Consider the following 20934-nt stretch of genomic DNA (forward strand, 5'->3'; position numbering starts at 1 on the left):
ATTTCGAAAATCCGGACGGATTGTCGGCGCTGTTCTGCTGGCCGGGATGGTCGCATCCTGCGGCACGGTGCCGCTCGATACGTTCGATCTGGTGGCGTCCAATCCTTCGATATCGGGCAAGAGCCGCAAGAACATCCAGATCCTGATCGCCACTCCGGCGGCGCTGAAGGCGTTCGATGGCGAGAACATCGTCATCAACACCTCTGCGGCCAAGATCGAATATCTCAAGGGCGCGCAATGGGGCGACAGGCTGCCCACGCTCGTGCAGTCGCGTCTGGTGCAGGCTTTCGAAAACACCGGCCTTCTGGGCGGCGTCGGGCGCCCCGGTGACGGTCTTGCCATCAACTACCAGATCATCACCGATATCCGTTCCTTCGGTGTCGATGCGTTCACCTCTCCGCGAACGGCAATTGTCGAGATCGCGGCCAAGATCCTGAACGACAAGAACGGCGAAGTCCGTTCGACACGCGTGTTCAGCGCTTCAGCGCCGGTGAGCGGAACCGGCAATGCGGCCTACGTGCGGGCGCTCAATGCGGCCTTCGACCAGGTCACCGGCGATATCGTCGGCTGGACGCTTTCGGTCATTTGATAGGCGTATCCTGTCGCTTAAGCGGCTTTATTTAATAGAATCGGCTGCTTGGGTCATTCTGCACCGCTTATGCGGCGGAGAAGATGAGGCATATTCCTGTGACATGCACCGGGATGACGGAATGGAGATGTTCCGCCTCTATAGGCACTGTTCTGTAGGCGAAAACATTGGTGATTGGCCGCCAACATCCATCCAAACTCCCGTCATCCTGTGCTTCGGCAGCGCCACAGCTATAATGGTGTTGGAAATACAGCCGGCCGGTTAACAACCTCCAGAATCGAAAACGCGGCCCGGGGAGGCCGCGTTTTGCATGTCTGTCCTACGTTCTCCGCGAAATCAGCGCAGGCGGCCGCTGGCGTGGGCCAGCATGGTGTAGACCTTGCCGGTATCCGACGTCAGATAGGTCTGCGTCACCATGTTGTCGCGGTCGTTGCGGGCGACGTCTTCGAGCAGGCGCTGGAAATCGTCCATGTAGCGGTCCACCGCACGGCGGAATTCGCTGTCGGACTGGTATTTGCGCTTGATCTCGTCGAAGGTCTGCTGACCCTTGAGCGTGTAGAGCCGGCGCGTGAAGACGTTGCGTTCGCCACGGCGATAGCGATCCCACAGTTCCACGGATGCATCGTGATCGATGGCACGGGCAATATCGACCGATAGCGAATTGAGCGATTCGACCACATGGGCGGGAGAGCGCGGTGTACCGGTGGGCTGCGTACGGATCTGCTCGGGCTGCTCTTCCTCGCGCGAGGCGCGGGCGAGAAGATCGGAAACCCAACCGCCGCCATTGCGGGGCGCGGTGCCTGCCGGTGCGGGAGCGCCCTGGCTTCTAACAGGTTCTTCCGGAAGCATCCGTTCGGGAGCACGCGGCGCCGGAGTTGCCGGTATGGATGAGGGCATGGATGCAGCAGGTGCCGGGCGCGGCGCTGGAGCGGGACGGGAGACGGTCCGGTCGGCCCGGCTTTCGCCGACATCGACCAGACGGCCCGATTTGTTGACGATCTCCGCCAGTTCCTTGAGCGCGTTGATCTGCTCGGAAACGGCATTGCGCATGGCTTTGGTCGATTCCTTGGCTTCGGCGGGCATGTCCAGCACGCCGCGTTTCAATTCGCTGCGCGTCTCGTCAAGCTCGGAGCGGATTTCCGCGGCTGTGCGGCGGATTTCGTCCGTGGCAGTGGTAAACTTCTGCGACGCCTGCTCGACGACGTCGGATATGGCGGAACGCATCTGTTCGGCCGACATTCTGGTGCGGCCTTCGGCACGTTCGAATGCGGACGAAACGAGATTTTCGAAGGAGCGCATGACCTGCTCGATACCTTCCGACCTCTGGACCAGGCCGGAGGCGAGATCTTGCAGCGCCTGTTGACGTTCCTCAAGGGTTGCGGCGAGATTGCCCTGCGCCGAGCCGATCATCTCGTTGGCGGAGCCGAGCACCTTGCTGTGTTCCTCGAAACGCTCGGCAATGTTGGTGATCTGCTTCAGCGTCTCGTTCGAAAGGCTGCTGAGCGTGTTGATGTTTCCATCGATAAGTCGGGTCGAGGAGGCGAATGTCTCCGCCGCACGACTGGTGTTTTCGGCAAAGGACGACGTGGTGTCGACAAGGCGGGTATCGATGTCGCCCAGGTTGCGCGTGGCGACATCGATGAGTTCGCCAAGCTTGGCGTTGGATGTAGCCAGTCTATTGATGAGATCGTCGACGCCTTCCGAAAGGCCTGATTTGGCTTCCTGAATGGCGGAGATGGTTTCCGCCGTCCGGCTGGCAAGCGCATTGACCAGCGCTGCATTCTCGGCGCGAAGCCTGTCGGTTGCGGCATGGGTGGCTTCTTCGAGCTGGCTTGCAAGGCCGCGGCCGCTATCGGCGAGACGCTCGACGAGCGGCTCGGCGGTATCGTGGAGAATGCGTGTGATCTCCTGCGAACGTGCGGCCAGAACGCTGTTGAGCTCGCGCGTGCGCTCCTCCAGCGTGGCGGACGTATTCTGCGTCACGTCGGCGATGCGTGCCTCGATGGAGCCGAGCTCGCCGGTAACGCGCGATCCGATTTCGCCGAGGCTCATCGCAATGGCGTCCGCACGCTCGTTGAGGCGGGCTTCCGTTCCACTGAGATTTTCGACGAGACGGGCGCTGAAAGATTCGCCGTAGCCGTCAAGCGCCTCACCGGCTTTCGCAGCCTCGGCCGACAGGGTACTGGCGGCTTCGCCGATTTTCTCACGCAATGCGCCGGCGACGACCGATGCGCTCTGTTCGAGCGATTTGCGCACATTGTCCACGCCGATCGAGAGCGCCTTCTGCATGGTCGAGGTGCGTTCATCGATGATGCCCGTCTGACCTTCGAAGGCCCGGCCAAGTGCGGCGCTGCTTTCGCCTATGGCCTCGTGCAGCATCGCCGTGCGCTGTTCGATAATGGTGTTGTGGTCCTGAAGCGTTTGACCGAGCGAGGCGGTGGTCTCCGTCAGTGCGGTGCGGATTTCGGCGGCACGATCCTCGATCGTGCGCTCATGCCCGTCCAGCGTCTGGGCGAGGGCGGCATGGTTTTGCGAAAGGACGGAACTCAGGCCCGATGTGCGCTCCTTGATGGCGCGGGCATGATCGTCGAAGCTTGCACCGAGCGTATCGCTGCTCTCCGAAAGCGTGGTGCGGATGGCGGTGGTACGTTCATCGAGTGCACGGGCGAGTGTATCCTGGCCATCGGTCAGAGCATTGCGAACGTCATCGGCCTTTTCATCGAAGGTGCGGGCAAGCGTGTCCTGGCTTCCGCTCAGAAGATCGCGGATACCACGCGTGCGTTCATCGAGCGCACGGGCGAGCGCATCCTGGCTTTCGCCGAGGAGTTCGCGGACGCCGTGGGTGCGTTCATCAATCGAATTGACGTGGCTTTCAAAGACGTTCTGCAGGACCGTGTTGTTTTCGGCCAACGCTGCGCGGACACCGGTGACGCGCTCGTCAAGCGTGGCGCCGTGCTTTTCGAACGTCTTGTCGAGAACGGCACTGTTTTCGGCAATTGCCGCTCTTATGGCGGCGGTGCGTTCCTCAAGCAGTGAGGCATGGTTTTCGGTAACGCCGCCGAGTGCTGTCGTGCTGGAGGCGACGGCCTTTTCGATATTGCCGGTATGGACGGCAAGCGTGTCGGCGTGATCGCGAATGACCGCGGAGACACGGTCGGTTTCGCCGGCAAGCGAAGCTGCAAGCGCATCGCGGCCTTCCGCCAATTGTCCTGCGAAGGACGCCGCCTTCTCATTGAGCAGGCCAGCAACCGAATCGGCGATGCCGGAAAGGTCGCCGCTGATCCTGGTCTTGGTTTCGTCGATAATGCCGCTGATGGACGAGCGCCCTTCGGAGAAGGTTTCCGCGATTTCGCGGGTGCGCGAAATAAGGTTCTCGTTGATCTGGCGCGCGCGTGCTTCCAGCGCTGCATTCAGCTTTTCGGTGCTGGTGTCGAGAGATTGCGCGCGGGTCTCGAATTCGCTCAAGAGCGAACGGCCGCGCTCGGAGAGCGTATTGTCGAGATTGGCGAGGCGCGCATCGAACTCGCTGACCATCGTCTGCGTGGCGCTGCCGAGCAGCGAGGCGATGCCGCTGGTGCGCTTGTCGAGCGCCTCCTCGAGATTTGTCGCAACTGATTGCGACTGCTCGGTCAAGGCGGTGATCCGCGTGTCCAGCAAATTGGCGAATGCCTCGCCTGACGTGGTGATGCGGGAAGAGACGTCCATGGCGCGTGTATCGATCGCGCCGGTGATCGCATTGCCGCTTTCGTTGATCCTGTTGACCAGGTTTTCGCCGGACTGGTTGAGCGATTGCGTCAGCTCGGTCGATGCGCCCAGCACGCTATCGCGGATGATGTTGCTGGCGGAGCTGAGCTCATCCTTCAGGTGCTCATGGGCGCCGGAGATCGAGGAGCGGACGCGTTCCGCATGGGTGACGACGGCTTCGCGTTCATTGCCGAGTTCGCCGACCAGTGTGCGGATGCGTATCTCATTATCGGTATAGGCGCGTTCGAGTTCGTTGACTTCCGTCTGGACGAGGGTTTCGAGTTCGACAGCGCGGGCCAGCGTACGCTCGATGCCTTCGCTCATTGCGGCGACTTCGCGGCGTACCGCCTGGCCAAGCGAGGAAACACGTTCGCCGGCGATGGCCTCGGGCTCTGCGAGGCGCTGGGCCGCTTCCGTCATCGTGCGCGCTGCAAACTGCATTTCCTGCGCACGCCGCAGCATATGGGCGAAGCCCCAGAACATGAGGATCGGAACGGTAATTCCAGTCGCCACCGCGATGCCGCTCGGCGATGTGAAGAAATTGGCGATGGCCTGTGGTGACGTCAGGCCGGATGGGCTGAGCGAATGACCGATCGCCAGGCCTCCGGCGGCCCAAAGCGCGCTGATGGCGGTGGTCGTCCAATAGATGCGGTTTGACGGGCGCTGGGCGATGTTACGGCGCAGGAGAGCCGCATCGCTGCGCAGATCGTCGTTCGCCGGTGTCAGGGACGCGGCTTTCGGCTGCTGGCTTTGAGAGTGGGGAGGCGATTGGAGGGCCTGGGGCGCGGCGGCTGCCGAGCCTGAGCCTTTGGGGGGCATGGTTGCAGCTGCAACCCTGGGCGGCGAGGGCGGCGGCGGCGGTGCCGCCACGACAGCCGGCTTTGCCGCACTGGAAGCCTTTTCGGCGCTTTTCGTCTTTGCAGATGGAAATACTACGGGCGAACCTTTCTTCTCATTCGCCAGTTCCTCCGCCGCGCGCGAAATCTGTTCCTCCAGATCATCAAGCGAAAAATCGTCATCGATCGAGCCGAGGTTCATATCAATGCCCAGATCATCGTCGAAATCGATGTCCAGGGCCTTTTCCAACGCTTCCTCGACTTCGTGGTCGATCTTCTCCGCTTTGGTTTTGGGTGCCATCGCCGTTACTTACCTCGTACTCATCACTGATGCGTATCCCGTTCAGAATGCCGCACCGAACTCATTACGCCCACCTTATATCGTACCGGCTCGTGTGCCGGAAAGAAACTGCCGAATTCGCAAATGCTTAAAAGTTTAAACACAAGGTTAACGCTGAGTGCTTGACGCTTCGAAAAAACCGCCTTTTTCCGCCATTACACCCGTTTTAACCAAATTGTGGAAATCTGCATCGACAGGCAAGGTGCAAGCCTCGAATATGCCATTTTTGAGGACATACGGGAATGCACCAAAAAGCATTCAAGGAGAATAGAATGGCGGTAGCGCGTCAAAACAACAGCCGAGTCGCCGCAGCGGAAAGTGCTGCGATAGCTTTCGTCCAGCCGGGTGGCGAAGTCTCCAGCCCGTCCCGCAGCCGTCCCATCGATCTCGTCCATCTGGCGCGCCAGACGCTCGGCGATCGTACGCTCGAGGCGGAGGTGCTCGCGCTGTTTTCCAGGCAGGCCGGCGGCGTGGCCGATCGCATCGGCCAGGTGAGCGGCAAGGAAAGGGCGCTTCTCGCGCATTCGCTGAAGGGTTCGGCGCGCTCCATCGGTGCGTTCGGCGTGGCGGAACTAGCAGAAAAGATCGAATCCGATCCAGCCAGCGACAAGGCAGTGACCGCTTTGTGCAATGCCTTGACCGACGTGCAGGAATTCATCGCCGCCATCAGCCGTTGATGCGCCTATTCAATCGGCTCGTGAGGGCGATTACACCAATCAATCCAATGCTGTGAAGGCCAATGCTGTGAAGGACGGTGCTCCATCGGCTGCATAATGCCGCAGATGGCCTGGAGCGCCGACCGCCAGGTTGAACTTGCAGCCGCGAGGCGGTATCTGCGGGTCTTGATATCGCTTGGGATCGCAGAATGACCAAAATCACCTTTGTCTCCTTTGACGGCGCAACACGCACCGAAGTCGACGCAGAGAACGGCTCCACCGTGATGGAAAACGCCATTCGCAGTGCAATCCCCGGCATCGATGCGGAATGCGGCGGGGCATGTGCCTGCGCGACCTGCCATGTCTATGTGGACGAGGAATGGACTGCGGAAACCGGCGAACCGGCGCCGATGGAAGAGGACATGCTCGATTTCGCCTATGATGTGCGCCCGACCTCGCGCCTCTCATGCCAGATCAAGGTGAGGGATGAGCTGGACGGTCTCGTCGTGCATATTCCCGAGCGGCAGAGCTGACGCCGATGTGTTGATATTCAGATGATGGCGGGCTGCAAATGCCGCTTTTCTGCGCTTCCGGTGCTCATGTACTGAAGTACACTGCGCTTCGGTTCTCGAGAACCGCCATTTTCGCCTCGCCCTGACCTGAATCTCAACACACCGTAGCCTTTTCCGAAGTCGATAAAAAATTTGACCTTGCTTCCGTCAAGCGCTACGCGGCTCAGCAAACAGCCGCGCGCCTTGGTATGTGGCGCGTCAGCCAGCGTTCCATTCCTGACAGGATGATGAAATGAGTGAAATTATCCGCACTGATGTCGTGATAATCGGGGCCGGCCCGGTCGGGCTCTTCGCCGTCTTCGAGCTCGGACTCTACGATCTCAAATGTCATCTGATCGATATTCTCGACCGTCCGGGCGGCCAATGCGCGGAACTTTATCCGGAAAAGCCTATCTACGACATTCCGGCGTGGCCCGAAATCTCGGGCCAGGGGCTGGTCGACCGGCTGATGGAGCAGATCAAGCCGTTCTCGCCGCAATTCCATCTCAACCGGATGGTGACGCGGCTCGATCGCCAGGCTGACGGCAGCTTCCATGTGGAGACAGACGAGGGCGAGATCTTCGAGGCCAAAGTGGTGGTGATCGCCGCCGGCGGCGGCTCGTTCCAGCCGAAGCGTCCGCCGGTGCCCGGCATAGAAGCCTATGAAGGCACCAGCGTCTTCTATTCCGTCCGCCGCATGGAGGCGTTCCGCGATCAGGATGTGATGATCGTCGGCGGCGGCGATTCCGCCCTCGACTGGGCGCTCAATCTGCAACCGGTCGCCAGAAGCCTGACGCTGGTGCACCGGCGCGCCGAGTTCCGCGCCGCGCCCGACAGCGTCAAGAAGATGTTCGAGCTGGTCGACAGCGGCGGCATCCGCTTCGAGCTTGGGCAGGTAACCGGATTGAAGGGCGAGAGCGGTGAGCTATCGGGCGTGACCCTCAAGGGCAGCGACGGCGAAAGGGAATTGCCGGCGACGCGCATGCTGCCTTTCTTCGGTCTGACGATGAAACTTGGGCCGGTCGCGGATTGGGGCCTGAACCTCAACGAAAATCTCGTTCCCGTTGATACCGAGAAGTTCGAGACCTCCGAACCCGGCATTTTCGCCATCGGCGACATCAACTCGTATCCGGGCAAGCTGAAGCTGATCCTTTCGGGCTTCCATGAGGCGGCTCTGATGACCCAGGCCGCCAAGCGCATCGTCAATCCCGGCGAACGGATCGTGTTCCAGTACACGACCTCCTCGACCAGCCTGCAGAAGAAGCTCGGCGTTCAGTAACGTCGGGTTTTCGGAGCTGGAAGTTGCACTAATTCAACTTGCCGAATTCACGTTCAAGCCGATATGTCAGCAGCCGCTCGAAGCGCTTTTCGAAGTTGAGTGTCTCGATCCGGTCGAACCTTTTTTGCGCGGTCTCGTGGTCCTTCATGATCCGCTGGGTCACCTTGTCGATATCCTGGCGCAGCAGCGAACAATCGGGACGTGAAGGCAAAGCCCTCACTTCGCGCTCTATCTCGCTCGCATGGCTGCGTGCGATGACCAGGTGGCTTTCCTCGTGGCGCTTGATATCGCGCGAAAGCGTGTCCCAGACGAGCGCCAGTTCCGGCGATGCGGTCTTGCGCTGTTTCCAGCGCGGCAGGAAAACCTTGGCGTAGACATTGACGTAGACGCCGGTGACGCGGCAGGCCTTGCCGTTCGAGCCGTATCGCGCCTTGGCATCGAAACGTATCTGGGCTGCGCCCGGATGGCGCTGGCCGGTGCTTTTCAGCAAATGTCCGCCGCGCGAGAGCGATTTATCGAGATCGGCCGCCGTCTTGCCGGAGACGCTGTAATAGCTGTAGCTGCGGTGGATAGAGGCGGCATCCGCGCCGGTGGCAGCAAAGGCAAGCACAGCCGCCAAGGCAATCGGGGCCATCGCGGCCAGAACCCTACGCATGGAAATCATTTACTTCGGTTCCTTCGCAGCTTCCAATGCAAATATAACTTTTTGATGTCGAATAGGTTCAACATGGCGCACAATCGTCAAGACAAACATAATTGTCATAAAAATTGACAGGCCAGGATTGGTTGACGTGCCGAATTCTCGTCGTCACAACGTTGGGCCAGAATTGCCGATCGACCATAGGGGGAGCGAACCGGATGCGGAGAGAATGGCGGCTTGCGCATGGGCGCAGCCTGATCCTGGGCGACGAGGCCGTCATTATGGGCATTCTCAATGTCACGCCGGATTCCTTTTCCGATGGCGGATTGTATGACGACCTGCCACGGGCGCTCGCTGCAGCGCATACGATGCTAGAGGAGGGAGCCGCAATCGTCGATGTCGGCGGCGAGTCCACCCGGCCGGGCGCGCTTGCCGTGGACGCGGCGACGGAGCAGGCGCGGATCCTGCCGGTGATCGAGGCGCTCGCCAAGAATACGGATTGCCTGATTTCCGTCGATACCTATCGCGAGGAGACCGCGCGGCTTGCAGTGGCCGCCGGCGCACACATCGTCAACGATGTCTGGGGATTGCAGCGCGAACCGGACATCGCAAACGGCGAGTCGGGGATCGCCGATCTCGCGGCCATGACGGGGGCGGGGCTCGTCATCATGCATACCGGGCGCGAACGCGAGCGCGACCGGGATGTGATCGCCGACCAATTCGCCTTCCTGAACCGTTCGCTGGAGATCGCGCGGGCCGCCGGGGTAGAGGAAAACCGCATCGTGCTCGATCCAGGCTTCGGCTTTGCCAAAGATGGCCACGAGAACGTCACGCTGATGGCGCGGTTTGCCGAATTGCAGCGGTTCGGCTTTCCGCTTCTCGTCGGCACGTCGCGCAAGCGCCTGGTCGGCGCGATGACGGGGCGGGAGGCGGCGGATCGCGATGTCGGCACGGCGGCGACCTCCGCCATCCTGCGGCTGGCGGGCGCCGATATCTTCCGAGTGCATAATGTCGGGATGAACAGGGACGCGCTTGCGGTCTCGGACGCTATTTTGAAATGCGGCGCGAAGGCATGACCGGCATGCGCAAAGCCTGGCTCGGCCTTGGCGGCAATATCGGCGATCCCATCGCCTCGATGGGGCGGGCGCTGCGGGCACTCGACCAGCGTGCCGATACGCGTGTTGTGGCGGTCTCGTCCGTCTATCGCACGCCGCCATGGGGCAAGACCGACCAGGCCTGGTTCCACAATGCCTGCGCGGAGGTCGAAACCGGGCTTGAACCCGTGGCGCTGCTCGATGCCTGCCTCAGCGTCGAAAAAGAGATGAAAAGGCTGCGGGCGGAACGCTGGGGGCCGCGCACGATCGATATCGATGTTCTGGTGTTCGAAGGCGTGGAGACATTGCAGGACCCGGCGCTCACATTGCCGCATCCGCGCATGACCGAGCGCGCCTTCGTCCTGGTGCCGCTGGCCGAGATCGCGCCCGGCCTCAAGGTCGATGGACGCACTGTCGAGGAATGGCGCAGGGATTGCGACCTGACGGGCATAGAAAAAGCCCGCGACGATGCGGGCTGGTGGCAACGCGGCTGAATGTGAGCTTTTAGATGGAAACGCTGGCGGGACAGCGTTGCTGTTTATTCGATGTCGCCGGTCAGTTCTTGGCGATGCTGCCGAAGGCGGTGGCGTCCACCCGTTTAAGGCTTATGCCGATTACCGGAACAAGTTCCTTTTCCACACGCACCGAGACCGTGACGCTCATGGTGTTCTCGTCGGCGATGCGGGCGAGCATCGCGCCGTTCAACTGCTTGCGGTTGAGCCCGAAGACGACGCGGTCGCCGCTGACGGTGCCCGAGGTGACGTCAAGACCCTTGCCCGCCGCGCCGTCGTTGAACGCGCCGGTATAGGATTTTCCCGCACGCACCACCGTTGCTTTCATGGGCTGGGAAAACACGCCGACCCGGCAACTGCCGTCGAGCGTCATGCCGACAGCGTTCTCGGGCGTGGTGCCGGCGAGCGTGCAGGTGAATTTCGTTCCCTTATATTTCCCGGCGACGATTTCGCCGGGACCCGTCCATTGGCCCTCGACATTGCGGAAAAAACGCTCATCCGTGTCGGCGGCCTCAGCCTGGAAGGTTACGCCCGCCAAAGGCAGCAGGAAGAGACATGCGGCAACGCAATTTTTCATAGGGGCGGACTCGAGGTTTGCACAGGGCGATTGACCGCCGATCATCGGCGCGATTGGTTAATGCTTGGTTTGCATCGCGCCGATTGTCAATCCTCCTTCTGGCCGTTCTTCTGTCCATCCCTCTGGCCGGTAAGCCTTGCGAGATCGCCGATGAAATCGCCGATGCCCGGCCGTTTCTCCGCATTGAAGGGAAAGGGGCGGACGATATCCATGGCGGAAATGCCTATACGCGCCGTCATGAGACCGTTGATGACGCCTTCGCCGAGCTTGGCCGAAAGCCGTGAAGCCAGGCCGTGGCCGATGATCTGCTGAACGAAGCTGTCTCCCACGGCAATGGTGCCGGTGACGGCGAGGTGGGCGATGACGCGCCGCGTCAGCTTCAGGAAGCCGAAGGTGCCGGGACGGCCACCGTAAAGCTCCGACAGGCGGCGGATCAGCCGTGCTGCTTCGAATATGACATAGCCGATATCGACCAGCGCACGCGGGCTGACCGCGGTGACGATGGAAACCCGTTTGGCGGCGGCAAGGATCATGCCGCGCGCCTCACGGTCGAGCGGGCGCAGGATCTCGGTTTCGGCAAAGCGGATGAGATCGCGCCCATCGATGATGTCGCCCTCGAGCGCGTTCAATGTTTCGCGTCCGCGTGCGGTGGAGGGCAGGCCGGCGGCGATGGATGTCAGCCTGGAGACGGCGTCACGCGCGGCGCGGCTGTCGTCGCGCGTTGCCGCATCGGCGGCCTCTTGGCGCAGCGACTGCACGGAGGCGAGCCTTCGCAACGCCAGGGCTTCGCGGATGACGATGACGACAAGTGCTAGAAGCGCCACGGCCGCGACGCCGAGCGCTGCCCAGCCGAGCCAGGTCGCGCGATCGAAAAGCGCGCGGATCAGATCGTCGGTCCATATGCCGATCGCCAGCGAAACGAGAATGCCCAAAGCGCCGGCTAGAAGGCCAGCAAGGGAAAAGCGACGGCGCGGCGGCAGGGCGGGCGGCGATGTCAGCGCATCGAGCTCGGAAGGATCCATACCCTCCACGTCGAAGACATCGACGGGCGCCGGCGTGACGACGGCGATATCGCGGATCGCCGTCGGCTTGCGCGGGGCTGCGGGCTTTTTCCCACCCTGTTCGGAGGCGGATTTTTTGCGGTTTCCCTCGCCCTCAACGGAAACCGTGGGGCTGTCGAGACGAAAGGCGGAAGGCTTGCGCGGCGGTGTCTCGGTCATGCGAGGCGGTCTCCGATCAGGAATTGAAGCGCGCGATCGAGCCGGATATGCGGCAGCGACAATGTAATGCCCTCGGCGGTTCTTTCCAGTTTCGGCGGGCGGAAGCGCACGAAGCGGATCGCGGCATCTTGAGCCGCCAGGGTGGCGGATACTTCAAAGATCGATTCCGGTTTCTCCGGCAAGTCACCGGGAAATATGGCGGTTTCCGTCTTCCCATCGAAGATTTCGCCGTCGATCATCTCGCCCTTGAGCGGCGTGCCGATGATGACGGGCAGGGTTTCGCGGCCTTGGCGGACGGTTGCCTCGCGCGTGGCGCGGACCGCCGCCATGGCCAGCACGTCGATGCTGGCGCCGGAAAACCCCGCGCGCTTGATCGCCCGGTCGACGAGGCGGCGGACGATCGCCTCCAGCCGGTCATGGCTTTCATGATGCAGATGGTCCGCCTTGGTGGCGGCGACGAGGATGCGGCCGATGCGCCGCTGCACGAGGCCGGTGAGGAAATTGGTTCGGCCCGGGCGAAAACAGGAGAGGATTTCGGTGAGCGCGCGTTCGAGATCGGCAACGGCGGGAGCGCCGGCATTCATCGCCTGCATGGCGTCGATGAGCACGATCTGGCGGTCGAGCCGGGCGATATGCTCGCGGAAGAACGGCTTGACCACATGGGTCTTGTAGGCCTCGTAGCGCCGCTCCATCATGGCGGCGAGCGAGCCCGCCTTGGGGCTTCCGGATTTCAGGTCGGGCAGGGGGGCGAAGGTCAGCGCGGGGGAGCCTTCGAGATCGCCCGGCATCAGGAAACGACCGGGCGGCAGGGTGGAGAGCGCCTTTTCGTCGGCCTTTCCGGCGCGCAGATAGGCGGTGAAGCTCTTTGCCAGCCTTTGCGCCGTCAGTTCGTCGGCTTCCGCCTCCGGCTGCACGGTCTTGGCTTCGGCCAGCCATGCGCCGGCCGGCTCGGCATGGGCGGGAAGACGCGCAAGTTCGAAGGAATCCCTTGAAAACTCGGCGTAGGTCTTGGCGAGAAGCGGCAGGTCGAGCAGCCATTCGCCGGGATAATCGACAATATCGACGGAAAGCCGGCCGGCCGAGAATATGCGGTTCCACGAGGATGCGGATTCATATTCGATGGTCAGGCGAAGCTCCGAGACGGCGCGGGTGGATTCCGGCCACTCGCGCTCGTCTATCAGTGCCTTGAGATGTTCCTCATACTGGAAGCGCGGGACGGCATCGTCCGGCTGCGGCTCGAGAAAGGCGCGGGATATGCGGCCCTGTTTCTGCGCCTCGAACAGCGGGAGACGGCCGCCCTGGATGAGATTGTGGACCAGCGCGGTGATGAAGACCGTCTTGCCGGCGCGCGAAAGGCCGGTGACGCCGAGACGCAGCGACGGCGACACGAGGCCGGTCGTCCGGTCGGCCAGCGTGTCGAAGGCAATCTTCGCCTCGTCTGTCAGGGTGGTCAGTGTTCCCAAGATGGCCTCGCCGAAATTGCTTGCGGGGTTCGGATATAAGGGTCCAACGGCTCAAATGACAATAAAGCCGGTAAAACAGTTAAATATCGGCAAGCATTCAGGCACCGGCGGGCATTCAGATATCGGCCGGCGTGATGAATGCGCGCAAGGTTCCCGCTCCGGCTTCTGCCAGGGTAAGCGGGCCATCGAAATCGATGACGGCGAGGCCGGCTGTCGGGAAACCATGCGTGAGACGATCGAGAAGGGCGGGCTGGCCGTTTGCTGCGAGCGCCAGCGCCAGATCGCCCATGGACGGATTATGCCCGATCAGAAGCAGTGATGAAGCGTTACTGGCGCTATGGATGGCATCGAGATAGCCATTTGCATCAGCCGTATAGAGTGCGCTGCTTTCAACGACAGAGAAAGGAGTCGTGAGGGTGAGCCGGAGATTATCCAATGTTTCGCGCGTGCGTTTCGCCGTCGAGCATAGAGCCAGATCGGGGATGAAGCCTGTGGCCATCATGGCGGAGCCGATTTTCCGAGCCGCTTCCGCGCCTTTATTGGAAAGTGGCCGGTCGAAATCCTTCATTCCGGGGGCGGAGCCAACCGCTTTCGCATGACGCAGAAGATATAGACGACTCATATTTCCAGTTCCTTGCCTGTAGCGCGATGCCCTGTTTCTGTCACGAAAGGCGGTATTTTGCACGTCTGTGCCATGTAGAATGAGCGACGGATGAGGGAACACATTTTTTTGTACGGCTCGCACGCGGGTGGAGCCGACGGGGCAAAAACATGCATTGACTAAAATTTAAGCAGATGGCCGTTTCATTGTTGCGGGTAATTTTTTGCAGGTAATTTTCCCCAAAAAACCATAGTAGTGGGCGTATGGCGACAAACAAATCGTCGATCTCATCCTTAATATCCGAACAGAATAGGAATTAAAACTCACAGTTGCTGAATTTTTGAGCAAAATCAATGCACTAAAAAGTGGTGTTGAGTGGTCATTTCTTATTGTGCGATGTTTCGTCTGGACATATATAGGCCCTCGCGTCTCCTAGATGTGGGGTGATTCAGATATGAGTGAATTGATTGACCTTGACTACAGGCCCACTGAAGACGAGCCGTTCATGAACGAACGGCAGAAGTCTTACTTCCGCGCAAAGCTGGTTGCCTGGAGAAATGATATCTTGCGCGAGGCCCGCGAAACGCTCGAAGCCTTGCAGCAGGAAAATGCAAACCATCCCGATATTGCCGATAGAGCTTCATCGGAAACCGACCGTGCCATCGAGCTGCGTGCTCGTGACCGGCAGCGTAAGCTGATTTCCAAGATCGACGCCGCCTTGCAGCGTATCGATGAGGGTACTTACGGGTTCTGCGAGGAAACCGGTGAGCCGATCAGTCTCAAGCGGCTGGATGCCCGTCCGATCGCGACCCTGTCCATCGAGGCACAGGAGCGGCATGAGCGGCGTGAAAAGGTTTATCGCGACGACTGAGGGCTGACGGGGTAACCCGGTGGCGATGTCGGCGGGAATATGTTTGACGGGTTTATTTGATTAGGCTGCGGAGTGGTTTCTCTGTGGCCTTTTTGTTGCCTGGACGTGAGCTTTCAGACGGAAGCGACGATTCGCGTTGCGTCAGCATGGCAACTATAGTTTTCATCGTGGAAGCCGCGGCCTCGCCATCGCCATTGGCTCAATGGTGCAGAATAGCCCGCCATCGGAATGCCGTCGATGGCGGGGATCCATCAATGCCTGTTGGATTTCGACAGTTCGCCGAGCAGCTTTTCCATCTCGTCCTCGAGATTTCCGGTCTCCGGCTTTTCCGATGCATCTTCGGTGGGTGAGATGTTGAGTTCGCTCGAGGGTTCGTCCTCGACAATATTGACGAGTTCGGCGTCGGGAATGTTTTCGCCGGTGGGAGGATTGTCATTTTTTTCAGCCGAGTTTTCTGCCGGCTTGGCCTCTTCCATGGCAAAGTCATCGAGGATGGCGTCGTGAAGCTCCGAGCCGAACGTATCGAGCTTGCCGGAAATGTCTTCTTTTGGGATGTTTCCCGTTGCGGTGTCTTCTCTTATGGACGGTGCCGGTGAGAACGGTTCCGCCGGGCTTTCCTCAAACCCGGTTTTCGAGCCGCCTTCCGGCATATCCATATCGGAAGAGGACGGTTTTGGGCCTGTCTTTTCGGGCTCGTGCGCTTGGGCCATGCCTGCCGCAGCGGCACCCGCGGTGGTGGTGATCACCCCCTTGGCGACCTGGCTGAGCGGGTAGGCCGGATGTGCCGGGTGGCGGGCATGGGGCGCGGGCTGGGCCGAAGGCTGCGGCGGCAGAACGGTGCGCGGCTGCGGGGGATAGGCAGAGGCAGGACGTGGCGCTTGCGTGAATTGTGGAGCGGGCTTCGGCGCGGACGGCATCTGGACCGGTGGGGCTGCGGGTCTGGACGGAGCGGCGGGAGGACGGGGGCGCTCTTGAATCCGCTCTTGGGGTCTCTCCGGAATCCGGTTTGGAGAAGGCGAAGCCTGTGGGCGTTGCTGCCTTGCGCTGGAGGCGCTTACGGGCGGCGCGATGGGCAGAGCCGGTTCGGAGGCGACAGGCGGCTCGGATTCGCGCGTTTCGGTGGCCTGCGGCTCCCTGGCATGATTGGCGGCAAAGGCTGGAGAAGATGCGGGCGCGCTGACAAAAGGCTCCGGCTCCGCTTTCGACGCCTGTCCACGGCTCTGTGTGCGAGCGGCATGGACGATGTTCTGTTCAACGACGACATCCGTCGGACCGCCGATCAGGATGAGGTGCTCGATATCATCGCGGCGCACCAGAACGAGCCGTCGGCGGTTGTCCACGGCGGCGGCGTCCATGACCGACAGGCGCGGAGCGCGTCCACGTCCTCCCGCCACGAAGGTGCCTCCGGTCAGGCGGCGAATGATCGCGAACACGATGACGATCGCCACCAGAATCAGCAGAAACAGAAGAATGAAACCCGCGATGCGCGCGGCATTCTCGCCGACAATTCCAGTCAACCACTCATTCATGCCGCTTTTCTCCTTATGCAGCTACGCCTGCATCAACCCCTTGATCCCGGGGCCTCGCGTGGATGTTTCCGTCCACAATTCTGCAATATTAGGCATAACCGACGAAGGCGGCTAAAGGAAACAATTATCGGTTGAAATATTCCTGCTTTAATTGAAATGCTTCCGCAGCCAACAGAAAATCCGCCGATCATGCACGAATGCGGCTCGACGGCCGGAATTTGTTTGCATATCGCTCATGTGGGGTTTTCGCGCGCGGAATTGTATGATCCAAGCAATCGGCGAATCGGATATTCCAGCGTTTCGCGATGCGTTTGATGCCGGTTTCCGCGAATTATCGGGTGGTATGGCGGGAACGACGATGAACCGGTCGACATCCGCACCGACCGTGCCGCACAGTGGGCGCGGCTGATAGAAAGAGGGGTTGAGGCATATGTCTCAAGAGGCAAGGACCGATCTTTATCCAAAGCCGATCGTCTCGGGCAAAAGAGGGCCCGGAGCGGCGATCCGGCTTTTGGTCCTTGGCATCGTGCTGACAGGCGCGGCCTTCCTCTATTTCGTGTTCCGTGAGCAGCTTGGCGACGCGTTTCTGCTCGGTCTTCTCGGTGTTCTGGCGATGGTCGGCGTCTTCTACCTGTTCGGCGGGGCGATCGGCATCATCCAGTTCACACCGCGCGTCCTGGGCGACGACCTTGCCCATGGGTTCATCGATTCGCTTCCCGAAGGCACGGTCATTCTGGATGCCAGGGGCCGCATCGTCTATGCCAACCAGGCCTATGCCGCGATGACCGGAGCCACAGAGGCCACCGATGTCCGCACGCTCGACAGCATCTTGTCGGGTGAGGCCGGGGCTTCGGATGCGATCTATCGTCTGTCCAATGCGGTGCGCGACGGCTTGCCGGCACAGGAAGAGGTTCGGCTTTCCCACCCCTTGGCGCACGCCATGCCCTCCGTCCCCGACGGGGTGGTGACAGGGCCGACCTGGTATCGCATCAAGGCGCGGCCGATTGCTTCGACGCCTGACCATAACGGTCCGCTCTTCGCCTGGCAGATCGCGGATATTTCGGAGGAACGGGCCGAGCAGGAGCGATTCTTCCAGGATCTCCAGGAAGCCATCGACCATCTCGATCATGCGCCGGCGGGGTTCTTCTCCACCGATCCGGCGGGACGCATCATCTATCTCAACGCGACGCTCGCGGAATGGCTCGGGGTCGATCTCACCAAATTCGTTCCCGGCTCGCTGATGCTGAGCGACATGGTTGCCGGAAACGGTATGGCGCTGATCAATTCGGTCAAGGCCGATCCGGGCTCGAGCCGCAACACGGTCATCGATCTCGATCTGGCAAAGCTGAACGGCCAAAGCCTTGCGGTGCGTTTCTATCATCGGGTGCAGGCGCAGCGCGACGGCAAGCGCGGTACGAGCCGGACCATCGTGCTCAACCGCGCCGAGGGGCAGGATGCTTCGGCGGCATTGCGCGCTGCGGAAGTTCGTTTCACGCGGTTCTTCAATTCGGCGCCGATGGCGATTGCAGCCGTCGACGCCAAGGGCCAGACGCTCAGGACCAATGCACGCTTCCTCGACATGTTCTCCTCCGCCGTCGACAGCGATGCCGTCGATCGCCGCATAAGGCTCGAGAGTGTGGTGCATGAGCGCGACCGCGAGGCGTTTTCCAGGGCGCTGGCGGCGGCCTTTGCCGGTCAGGCGGAAATATCGCCGGTGGATACGGTGCTTCCCGATGACGAACAGCGGCATATCCGCTTTTATGTCAGTCCGGTTTCCGATGTCGGGAGCGAGGCAGCCGAGGAAGCGGCCATCGTCTCGGCCGTAGAGACGACGGAGCAGAAGGCTCTGGAAGGCCAGATGGCGCAAAGTCAGAAGATGCAGGCCGTGGGGCAGCTTGCCGGCGGCATCGCGCATGATTTCAACAATGTGCTGACGGCGATCATCATGTCGTCCGATCTCTTGCTCAGCAACCATCGCGCATCCGATCCGTCCTTCCTGGATATCATGAACATCAAGCAGAATGCCAATCGCGCCGCCTCGCTGGTGCGTCAGCTCCTGGCATTCTCGCGCCGGCAGACGCTGCGGCCGGAGGTGCTCGATCTGACCGATGTCCTGGCCGATCTCAGGATGCTGCTCGCCCGCCTCGTCGGCAACGACATCCAGCTGAAGATCGATCATGGCCGCGATCTGTGGCCGGTACGCGCCGATCTCGGGCAATTCGAACAGGTGGCGGTCAATCTCGCCGTCAATGCGCGCGACGCCATGCCGGGTGACGGAACGATCACCATTCGCACCCGCAATCTGCCGCAGGCGGAAGCGGCCACCTTCAGCTATCGCGAACTCATCAGCGCCGATTACGTTCTTGTCGAGATCGAAGACAGCGGCACCGGCATTGCACCCGATGTGCTCGAAAAGATTTTCGAGCCCTTCTTCACCACCAAGGAAGTGGGCAAGGGCACGGGTCTCGGGCTGTCGATGGTCTATGGCATCATCAAGCAGACGGGCGGTTTCATCTATTGCGATTCGGAACTGGGCAAGGGGACCACGTTCAGGATATTCCTGCCGCGGCACATTGAAGTCTCCGCTGCAGACGGCACGTCCGGGGAAACCGCAAGGAAAGAGGCGGCTAAGGAAAAGAAGATCGAGACGCCCCGGGATCTCTCCGGTTCGGCGACCGTGCTTCTCGTCGAGGATGAGGATGCGGTGCGTATGGGCGGGGTGAGGGCGCTGCAATCGCGTGGCTATACGGTGCATGAGGCCTCGTCCGGCGTGGAGGCGCTGGAAGTGCTTGCCAGCCTCGGCGGCATGGTCGATATCGTGGTGTCCGACGTCGTCATGCCCGAGATGGACGGCCCGACGCTGCTGCGCGAATTGCGCAAGGATCATCCCGATATCAAATTCATCTTCGTTTCCGGCTATGCAGAAGACGCCTTTGCCAAGAACTTGCCAGACGACGCCAAGTTCGGTTTCCTGCCCAAGCCTTTTTCGCTCAAGCAGCTCGCCACGGCGGTAAAGGAAATGCTCGAAGCGGAGGACTGAACGCTTTTCGCATGCGGTTCCGCCGGTTCTGCTCTTGCAACAAACCCGAAGAACTGCATTAAGTTCTCTACACAAGCCATGCCTGCATATCGTATTTTAATTAAACGCCCCGGGGGGCATTCTCATGAAGGAGGAAATCATGCGTTTTTCGTTGTTTTCTGGGGCTACGCTCGCAGCGAGCATCATGTTCGTGCCGCTTGCCCATGCCGACATCACGATCGGCCTCATTGCGCCGGTGACAGGTCCCGTGGCGGCATACGGCATTCAGGTCAAGAACGGTAGCGAAAGCGCGGTGGAAGCCATCAACAAGGCCGGCGGCATCGGCGGCGAGAAGATCGTCCTCAAGCTCTTCGATTCCGCGGGTGAGCCGAAGCAGGCTGTTTCGGTTGCCAACCAGCTTGTCGGCGATCAGATTCACTACGTGGTCGGTCCGGTGCTGTCCGGCACTGCGATGCCCGTATCGGACATCCTTGCGGAGAACGGCGCCCTGATGGTGACGCCGACCGCGACGACGCCGGCTCTGACCAGCCGTGATCTCTGGAACGTATTGCGCACCTGCGGCCGCGACGACCAGCAGGCGGAAGTCGCTGCTGACTACGCCCTGAAGAACCTTGGAGACAAGCGTATCGCCATCGTCCATGACAAAGGCCCCTACGGCAAGGGCCTTGCCGATGCCTTCAAGGCAGCGCTGAACAAGGGCGGTGTCGAGGAGGTGGCCTATGATACGCTCAATGTCGGCGAAAAGGATTTCGGCGCGCTCGTCACCAAGCTCAAATCGGCGAATGTCGACGTGATCTATTTCGGCGGCTACCACGCCGAAGGCGGGCTTCTCGCCCGTCAGCTGAAGGACCAGGGCGTCAAGGCCACGATCATTGGCGGTGAAGGCCTGTCGAACACCGAATATTGGGCCATTGGCGGCGATGCAGCGGCCGGAACAATCTTCACCAATGCTTCGGACGCCACCAAGAACCCGGCCGCCGCTGATGTCATCAAGGCACTGCAGGCGAACAATATTCCAGCAGAAGCATTCACGCTCAATGCCTATGCCGCGGTTCAGGTGCTGAAGGCCGGCATCGAAAAGGCGGGTTCCGCCGACGATGCCCAGGCTGTCGCGACCGCGCTGAAGTCAGGCGATGCGATCGATACGGTGATCGGCAAACTGACCTATGGCGAGAACGGCGATCTCAGCTCGCCGAGCTTCGTTCTTTACAAATGGGAAGACGGCAAGTCGGTCGCCGTCGACTGAGCATTGCTGGAGCAGTTCCTGCCAATTGGAATCCGGGAACCGCTCCAAGACTTTGTTTTTGCTGAAAAATGAAAGCCGCCACTTCGGACCGAAGCGGCGGCTTTTTTTGATCGGCTGACCGGTGGGAAACTTAGAGTGGTTCCTGT

At 60.9% G+C, this 20934-nt stretch carries 16 protein-coding genes; 9 read left to right on the forward strand and 7 right to left on the reverse strand.

From position 1 onward, the window contains the following. The first annotated feature begins 46 nt into the window (after positions 1-46). Positions 47-589 (forward strand): ABC-type transport auxiliary lipoprotein family protein, encoded by a 543-nt coding sequence (locus C5748_RS20965; protein WP_245581903.1) that lies wholly within the window; start codon positions 47-49, stop codon positions 587-589. 336 nt (positions 590-925) lie between these two features. On the opposite strand, the gene C5748_RS20970 is transcribed toward C5748_RS20965, so the two are convergent. Further along, positions 926-5470: an apolipoprotein A-IV repeat region-like domain-containing protein gene (locus C5748_RS20970; protein ID WP_105743971.1), complete on the reverse strand. Its 4545-nt coding sequence runs from the start codon at positions 5468-5470 to the stop codon at positions 926-928. Between the two features lie 311 nt (positions 5471-5781). Between C5748_RS20970 and C5748_RS20975 the strand changes: the two genes are divergently transcribed. The 3 genes from C5748_RS20975 to C5748_RS20985 all read left to right on the forward strand — a co-directional run bounded on the left by C5748_RS20975 (position 5782) and on the right by C5748_RS20985 (position 7995). After that, complete coding sequence (locus C5748_RS20975) at positions 5782-6186, forward strand: Hpt domain-containing protein (RefSeq protein WP_105743973.1); 405 nt, start codon at positions 5782-5784, stop codon at positions 6184-6186. Between the two features lie 188 nt (positions 6187-6374). Then, on the forward strand, positions 6375-6698 hold the full coding sequence (locus C5748_RS20980; protein ID WP_105743975.1) for a 2Fe-2S iron-sulfur cluster-binding protein: 324 nt from the start codon (positions 6375-6377) through the stop codon (positions 6696-6698). 271 nt (positions 6699-6969) lie between these two features. Next, entirely contained in the window at positions 6970-7995 is a 1026-nt protein-coding gene (locus C5748_RS20985; RefSeq protein WP_105743977.1) for an NAD(P)/FAD-dependent oxidoreductase, read from the forward strand. A 28-nt stretch (positions 7996-8023) separates the two neighbouring features. Here the strand turns inward: C5748_RS20985 and C5748_RS20990 are convergent, their stop codons facing one another. After that, entirely contained in the window at positions 8024-8629 is a 606-nt protein-coding gene (locus C5748_RS20990; protein ID WP_245581904.1) for a DUF922 domain-containing Zn-dependent protease, read from the reverse strand. A 224-nt stretch (positions 8630-8853) separates the two neighbouring features. On the opposite strand from C5748_RS20990, the gene folP reads away from it, so the two are divergent. Continuing rightward, the gene (gene folP / locus C5748_RS20995) at positions 8854-9711 is read left to right on the forward strand and encodes a dihydropteroate synthase (RefSeq protein WP_105743981.1); all 858 of its coding nucleotides are present in this window, start codon (positions 8854-8856) and stop codon (positions 9709-9711) included. Further along, a complete protein-coding gene (gene folK / locus C5748_RS21000; RefSeq protein ID WP_245581899.1) occupies positions 9708-10223 on the forward strand; it encodes a 2-amino-4-hydroxy-6-hydroxymethyldihydropteridine diphosphokinase in 516 nt (171 codons plus the stop codon). Before folP ends, folK begins: the two co-directional genes overlap by 4 nt. 61 nt (positions 10224-10284) lie before the next feature. Here the strand turns inward: folK and C5748_RS21005 are convergent, their stop codons facing one another. From C5748_RS21005 to C5748_RS21020, 4 genes are all read right to left on the reverse strand, one after another. After that, positions 10285-10818: a hypothetical protein gene (locus tag C5748_RS21005; protein WP_105743982.1), complete on the reverse strand. Its 534-nt coding sequence runs from the start codon at positions 10816-10818 to the stop codon at positions 10285-10287. Between the two features lie 86 nt (positions 10819-10904). Continuing rightward, positions 10905-12038 carry a YcjF family protein gene (locus C5748_RS21010; protein WP_105743984.1) on the reverse strand — a complete coding sequence of 378 codons (1134 nt, stop codon included), beginning with the start codon at positions 12036-12038 and terminating at the stop codon, positions 10905-10907. After that, on the reverse strand, positions 12035-13504 hold the full coding sequence (locus tag C5748_RS21015) for a YcjX family GTP-binding protein (RefSeq protein ID WP_105743986.1): 1470 nt from the start codon (positions 13502-13504) through the stop codon (positions 12035-12037). Before C5748_RS21015 ends, C5748_RS21010 begins: the two co-directional genes overlap by 4 nt. 112 nt (positions 13505-13616) lie before the next feature. Beyond that, a complete protein-coding gene (locus C5748_RS21020) occupies positions 13617-14123 on the reverse strand; it encodes a SixA phosphatase family protein (RefSeq protein ID WP_105743988.1) in 507 nt (168 codons plus the stop codon). A gap of 433 nt (positions 14124-14556) precedes the next feature. Here C5748_RS21020 and dksA point away from each other — a divergent pair, with 433 nt between their 5' ends. Further along, positions 14557-14973, forward strand: coding sequence for an RNA polymerase-binding protein DksA (dksA, locus tag C5748_RS21025; protein WP_105743990.1), 417 nt, complete (start codon positions 14557-14559; stop codon positions 14971-14973). Positions 14974-15224: 251 nt separating this feature from the next. On the opposite strand, the gene C5748_RS21030 is transcribed toward dksA, so the two are convergent. Further along, positions 15225-16502: a flagellar biosynthetic protein FliO gene (locus tag C5748_RS21030; protein WP_105743992.1), complete on the reverse strand. Its 1278-nt coding sequence runs from the start codon at positions 16500-16502 to the stop codon at positions 15225-15227. Between the two features lie 430 nt (positions 16503-16932). On the opposite strand from C5748_RS21030, the gene cckA reads away from it, so the two are divergent. Both cckA and C5748_RS21040 read left to right on the forward strand, forming a co-directional pair. Then, positions 16933-19542, forward strand: a complete 2610-nt coding sequence (cckA, locus tag C5748_RS21035) for a cell cycle histidine kinase CckA (RefSeq protein ID WP_105743994.1) — start codon at positions 16933-16935, stop codon at positions 19540-19542. A gap of 139 nt (positions 19543-19681) precedes the next feature. After that, positions 19682-20788: a branched-chain amino acid ABC transporter substrate-binding protein gene (locus C5748_RS21040; RefSeq protein WP_105743996.1), complete on the forward strand. Its 1107-nt coding sequence runs from the start codon at positions 19682-19684 to the stop codon at positions 20786-20788. Positions 20789-20934 lie beyond the last annotated feature (146 nt).

This window comes from Phyllobacterium phragmitis (genome assembly GCF_002980495.1).
Classification (GTDB): Bacteria; Pseudomonadota; Alphaproteobacteria; order Rhizobiales; family Rhizobiaceae; genus Paramesorhizobium; species Paramesorhizobium phragmitis.

Excerpts from the sequence above, each read along its gene's own strand:
- C5748_RS20965 (WP_245581903.1), top strand. The coding sequence starts at position 47 with ATGGTCGCATCCTGCGGCACGGTGCCGCTCGATACGTTCGATCTGGTG.
- C5748_RS20970 (WP_105743971.1), bottom strand. The coding sequence starts at position 5,470 with ATGGCACCCAAAACCAAAGCGGAGAAGATCGACCACGAAGTCGAGGAA.
- C5748_RS20975 (WP_105743973.1), top strand. The coding sequence starts at position 5,782 with ATGGCGGTAGCGCGTCAAAACAACAGCCGAGTCGCCGCAGCGGAAAGT.
- C5748_RS20980 (WP_105743975.1), top strand. The coding sequence starts at position 6,375 with ATGACCAAAATCACCTTTGTCTCCTTTGACGGCGCAACACGCACCGAA.
- C5748_RS20985 (WP_105743977.1), top strand. The coding sequence starts at position 6,970 with ATGAGTGAAATTATCCGCACTGATGTCGTGATAATCGGGGCCGGCCCG.
- C5748_RS20990 (WP_245581904.1), bottom strand. The coding sequence starts at position 8,629 with ATGGCCCCGATTGCCTTGGCGGCTGTGCTTGCCTTTGCTGCCACCGGC.
- folP (WP_105743981.1), top strand. The coding sequence starts at position 8,854 with ATGCGGAGAGAATGGCGGCTTGCGCATGGGCGCAGCCTGATCCTGGGC.
- folK (WP_245581899.1), top strand. The coding sequence starts at position 9,708 with ATGACCGGCATGCGCAAAGCCTGGCTCGGCCTTGGCGGCAATATCGGC.
- C5748_RS21005 (WP_105743982.1), bottom strand. The coding sequence starts at position 10,818 with ATGAAAAATTGCGTTGCCGCATGTCTCTTCCTGCTGCCTTTGGCGGGC.
- C5748_RS21010 (WP_105743984.1), bottom strand. The coding sequence starts at position 12,038 with ATGACCGAGACACCGCCGCGCAAGCCTTCCGCCTTTCGTCTCGACAGC.
- C5748_RS21020 (WP_105743988.1), bottom strand. The coding sequence starts at position 14,123 with ATGAGTCGTCTATATCTTCTGCGTCATGCGAAAGCGGTTGGCTCCGCC.
- dksA (WP_105743990.1), top strand. The coding sequence starts at position 14,557 with ATGAGTGAATTGATTGACCTTGACTACAGGCCCACTGAAGACGAGCCG.
- C5748_RS21030 (WP_105743992.1), bottom strand. The coding sequence starts at position 16,502 with ATGAATGAGTGGTTGACTGGAATTGTCGGCGAGAATGCCGCGCGCATC.
- cckA (WP_105743994.1), top strand. The coding sequence starts at position 16,933 with ATGTCTCAAGAGGCAAGGACCGATCTTTATCCAAAGCCGATCGTCTCG.
- C5748_RS21040 (WP_105743996.1), top strand. The coding sequence starts at position 19,682 with ATGCGTTTTTCGTTGTTTTCTGGGGCTACGCTCGCAGCGAGCATCATG.